This window comes from Promineifilum sp. (SeqCode), assembly GCF_041918635.1.
Taxonomy (GTDB): Bacteria; Chloroflexota; Anaerolineae; order Promineifilales; family Promineifilaceae; genus Promineifilum.
The window spans coordinates 1-4636 of record NZ_JAYRVJ010000556.1 but is presented as its reverse complement, the minus strand read 5'-3'; the positions used below and the strand labels follow the sequence as shown (position 1 = coordinate 4636).

Annotated in this window: 5 protein-coding genes; all 5 read left to right on the top strand. The window is 67.4% G+C overall.

Going from position 1 to position 4636, the window contains the following annotated elements; all coding sequences use genetic code 11:
- Positions 1-122 precede the first annotated feature (122 nt).
- Positions 123-686 (top strand): translation initiation factor IF-3, encoded by a 564-nt coding sequence (gene infC / locus ACE3UY_RS16660; protein WP_374688616.1) that lies wholly within the window; start codon positions 123-125, stop codon positions 684-686.
- A gap of 132 nt (positions 687-818) precedes the next feature.
- Positions 819-1064, top strand: coding sequence for a 50S ribosomal protein L35 (rpmI, locus tag ACE3UY_RS16655; protein WP_374688615.1), 246 nt, complete (start codon positions 819-821; stop codon positions 1062-1064).
- Between the two features lie 188 nt (positions 1065-1252).
- Complete coding sequence (rplT, locus tag ACE3UY_RS16650) at positions 1253-1606, top strand: 50S ribosomal protein L20 (protein ID WP_374688614.1); 354 nt, start codon at positions 1253-1255, stop codon at positions 1604-1606.
- A gap of 160 nt (positions 1607-1766) precedes the next feature.
- On the top strand, positions 1767-3938 hold the full coding sequence (locus tag ACE3UY_RS16645) for a hypothetical protein (protein ID WP_374688613.1): 2172 nt from the start codon (positions 1767-1769) through the stop codon (positions 3936-3938).
- Positions 3931-4636: glycosyltransferase family 39 protein (locus ACE3UY_RS16640; protein WP_374688612.1), on the top strand; the 706-nt coding region annotated here is incomplete at its 3' end. The genes ACE3UY_RS16645 and ACE3UY_RS16640, both read left to right, overlap by 8 nt.

The following is a 4636-nucleotide window of genomic DNA, read 5'->3' as shown; positions in this document are numbered from 1 at the left end:
GGCCGGTTGACGAGAGTGTAACCCCGTGCTATGATTGAGCTTTGGGCCGTTGGCCTCGTTTTGCCGTTCATATTAGAGGTGAGTTCTGCCGCGTCAGAATTCACGCCAAGAGGGTGCAGTAGATTAAAAGAGTAAAACGTCCACCAGTTAGACAGTCCGACACGATTGACTTCCGGATCAACCGGCAGATCCGGGCGCGCGAGGTGCGCCTCATCGATCACAATGGCGTCAATCGGGGTGTCCTGCCTTTCTTCGATGCCTTGCGCATCGCCGAAGAGGCGGAACTCGACCTGGTCGAGGTCGCCCCCACCGCCAACCCGCCGGTATGCCGGGTGTTGGACTTCGGAAAGTTTGCCTACGAGCAAACGAAGAAGGAGCGCGAGGCGCGCAAGCACCAGAAGAAGATCGAGATCAAGACCATCCGGTTGACGCCTCGGACGGATGATTACCATAAGGATATTGGCGTGCGCACCGCGCGCAAGTGGCTGGAAGAGGGCAAGAAGGTCAAGTTCATGGTCCGCTTCAAGTCCCGCGAGATTTCCTATCCGGAGATCGGGCAGCGGGCCTTGCAGGAGATCGCCGAAGACCTGAAGGACATCGCCGTGGTCGAGCAGGCCCCGACGCTGGAAGGCTGGCGGATGACCCTGACCCTTTCGCCCGAGAGCGTCGCCCAAAAGAGTGGCTAATCGGCCCCGCCTCCACACGGAGAACGGGATCAACCGTGGATAAGAAAGGCCCTTCGGGGCTTTTTTTACGGCTGCCGGCAACGAGGACGAGCTCCGCGCCGGGCCAGTAGAGATTCTAAAAAGGGATGTAACATGCCAAAGGCAACAAAGAAATACAAGTTGAAGACCTACAAGGCGGCTGCCAAGCGCTTCCGCGTCACCGGCTCTGGCAAGATCGTCCGCACCAAGGGCGGTAAGAGCCACTTGCGCCGGAACAAGTCGAAGCGCACCAAGCGGATGCTGTCTGAGATGATCGTGGTCACCGCGGCCGGCGACCGTCGCCGCATTAAGCGGATGGCCCCTTATCTCAAGAAGTACAAGGCCAACCCGCCGGCCTAAGAAGAGGGATCGATCCGCAGATTACGCAGGTTACGCAGATTGCCCAGAGGGCCACTTGCGGACTCCGTGTGTTCTGTGGCGGCCTCATCCAGTGAGTGAATTGTCCATTGTTTGAAATATCGCTGCCTGGCCTCGCGCCGCGAGGAGTTGCTGAGCGTCCAGGCTACCGAAATGCGAGGTGAAATAGAATGCGCGTAAAAGGTGGTTTTGTAACACGCCGTCGTCATAAGAAGATTCTCAACATGACCAAAGGCCAGTGGGGCACGCGTAGCACGCTGTTCCGCCGGGCCAATGAAGCCATGATGAAATCCTACTGGTACGCCTACCGCGACCGCCGCAACCGGAAGCGCGATTTCCGGCGGCTGTGGATCGCGCGGATCAACGCGGCCACGCGGATTCATGGGCTGAGCTACAGCCGCTTCATGCATGGCCTCAAGCTGGCCGACGTCAGGTTGGATCGCAAGGCGCTGGCCGATTTGGCCGTGCGCGATGAGGCGGCGTTCGTGGCCGTCGTCGATATCGCCAAGAACGCTTTGGCTTAATCCCTGCGAGACCCAACGCCGATCGCCAACGCCACACGCTCGTCCGTGTGGCGTTTTTCGTTCCCGCGGCCGGGCGCGTAGGCCGGGCGGCGCGTGAACGCCGGGCAAGCATAGTTGCGGGGCGGGCAACCTTCCACTACTATCGGGCCATCGCTATCGCATGAGAGAGACAGCCCCCCCTTCGCCCCCGCTTCGCCCCCCGGCGCGACGCCCATCGCCGGCCCGGGCCTGGATCGTTCTCATCCTGCTGCTGGCCGCCGCCCTGCGCCTGAGCGCGCTGCCCGAAGCCCCTCCGGGCATGACCCACGACGAGGCCGACCACGGCCTGACGGCCTGGGGCATCGTCAATGGCACGCACGCCCTCTACTTCCCTATCGGCTATGGCCGCGAACCGCTCTACGACTACGCCACCGCGTTGGTCATGGCCGGGACGGGGCCAACCATCCTGGCCGCGCGGCTGACTTCGGTTTACTTCGGGCTGCTGCTCATCGCCGGGATGTACGCCTGGACGCGGCGGGCGTTCGGCGCGCCGGCGGCGCTGCTGACGGCCGCCGGGCTGGCCGCCGGCTTCTGGCCGCTCATGACCGCGCGGCAGGCGTTGCGCTCTATCGCGCTGCCGGCGGTGTTTGTGGGGGCGGTGTTGCTTTTTTGGGAAGGACTGTGGGCGTTAGCGCGGGGGAGCGCGGGAGCGGGGGAGCGGGGGAGTAAGAGGCGTCGCTCCCTTTCACCCCCGCACCCCCGCTCCCCTGCCCCCCTGCTCTTCGGAGCCTCCGGTTTACTTCTCGGCCTCTCCCTCTACACCTACATCCCGGCGCGGGTGATGTGGCTAGCGTTGCCGGCGCTGGTGGGATACCTCTGGCTCGCGCGGCGCGATTGGGCCAATCGCGCTATAAGAGGATTGGGGGTGACGCTGCTGGTCGCGGCCGTGATCGCCGCGCCGCTGGCCCTGTATCTGGCGAGCCATCCGGGGCTGGAGGTGCGCATTGGCGAACTGAGCGCGCCGCTGCGGGCCGCCGCCAGCGGCGACTTCGGGCCGCTGTGGGCCAACACCCGCGGCGCGTTGCGTCTGTTCACCGTCGAGGGCGACGGGACGTGGCGCTACAACATCCCCGGCCGGCCGCTCCTGCCGCCCGTTCTGGGCGCGCTGTTCTACGTCGGGCTGGCCGTCGCGGCGTGGCTGGCCTGGCCCAGAAACCGAGTTTCTTCTGAGAAACTCGGTTTCTACTCCCTATGGAGCGGCCCCGCCGCGTTCCTGGCCCTTGTGTGGTTGGCCCTCGGCTTCGCGCCGGTGCTGGTGACGGGGCCGGGGCTGAGCACAACCCAGGCCATCGGCGCGCTGCCGGTGGTCTATCTGTTTCCGGCGTTGGCGATGGGGGCGGGCTTTCATGTACTTACTCGCGGCGCGGCGCGCTTTCTAGGACAGGGCGCGGGGGAGCGGGGGAGCAGGGGAGCGGGGGAGCAAAGACGATGGTCGGTGGTCGGCGGGCTACTCGTTGTCCTCCTGTTTGGCTGGCTCGGCGTCGCCACGGCGCGAGACTACTTCGGCCGCTGGGCCAGCAGCCCGGAGGTGCGCGTGCAGTACGAGACGACGATGGTGACGGCGCTGCGCCATCTGGACGGGCGCGGCGGCGCGGCGGCCGTCTCGACTATCACCCCCGGCCCGTTCCACACCCCGGCCGTCGCCCTGCTGACGCTGCGCAACCCGTCCGTCGCCGCGCGCTGGTTCGACGGGAGGGAGAGCTTGCTGCTGCCGGACGCCGCTGACAGCACGTTGGTTGTGCCCGGCTTCACGCCGCTGCCGGACGCCCTGCAACCCTATCTGGCCGGCGCGGAACTGGTCGACGAGTTGCCCATGCGCCCCGACGATCTGGATCGGCCGGTGCGCTTCTACGCCCTCGACGGCGCGCTGCCCGCCCTGAACCGATTGACGACCACGGCTGACGGCGCGCCGCTGCCCGCCCGCTTCGGCGAGCACGTCGAACTGCTCGGCTATGAACTGTCGGCCGGCGCGGCGCGGCCGGGCGAGACGCTGTCGCTGGTGACGGTGTGGCGTCTGTTACGCCCGCTGCCCGGCGCGTCGCTCTTCGCCCACCTGGACGGCCCGGCCGGGCTGCTGGCCCAGGCCGACGCCCTGGGCGCGCCGGGCGAACTGTGGCGGGCTGGGGACGTGCTGCTGCAACACCACGAGATCGTCCTGCCGGTCAACGCGCCAGCCGGGACGTACCCGCTGGCCGTGGGCGTCTACACCCCGCCCAACGGGCCGCGCCTGTCCGTGGCCGGCGCGCCCGACGGCCGGTTGAGATTGACAACGGTGACGGTGCTCGATGAGTAGCCTCGTAGCGCAGCCTGTCAGGCTGCGACCGGCCCAGAAGCAGCCTGACAGGCTGCGTTACGTGGCGCTGGCTTTCACCCTGCTGGCCTTCGGCCTGCGCGTCTGGGCGCTGGCCGACGTGCCGCCCGGCTGGCGCGACGATGAACTCATCGAGACGCTGGTCATCTCGCAGAAGATGCTCGACGGCGATCTGGCCTTCTACTACCCCGACGCCTCCGGCCACGAGGCGCTCTACCACGCCCTGAACGCCCTCTTCCTAGCCTGGTTCGGGCCAACCGCGCCGGGCATCCGCCTGCTGTCGGCCTTCCTGGGCACGCTGGCAGTGCCGTTGACCTACGCCCTGGCGCGGCGGATGTTTGGCCCGGCCGTGGGCCTGACGGCCGCGGCGCTGCTGGCCGTCAGCTTCTGGGGCCTCATGTACTCCCGCGTTGGCATCCGCCACGTCCTGACGCCGCCCTTCGCTTTGGCGGCGTTCTATTGTTTTTGGAGGGCAATGGCGGCAGCGCAGGGGAGCAGGGGGGCAGGGGAGCAGGGGAGCAAGAACCGTCAGACAGAGAGCTTTCTTTCGGGCCCCCCCCCCCCCCCCCCCCCCCCCCCCCCCCCCCCCCCCCCCCCCGGCGGGGCGCCCCCCCCCCCCCGGCCCCCCACAAAAACCAGCCCCCGCGCGGGCCCCCCCCCCCCCCCCCGGGGAGGCGGAG

Excerpts from the sequence above, each read along its gene's own strand:
- rpmI (WP_374688615.1), top strand. The coding sequence starts at position 819 with ATGCCAAAGGCAACAAAGAAATACAAGTTGAAGACCTACAAGGCGGCT.
- ACE3UY_RS16645 (WP_374688613.1), top strand. The coding sequence starts at position 1,767 with ATGAGAGAGACAGCCCCCCCTTCGCCCCCGCTTCGCCCCCCGGCGCGA.
- rplT (WP_374688614.1), top strand. The coding sequence starts at position 1,253 with ATGCGCGTAAAAGGTGGTTTTGTAACACGCCGTCGTCATAAGAAGATT.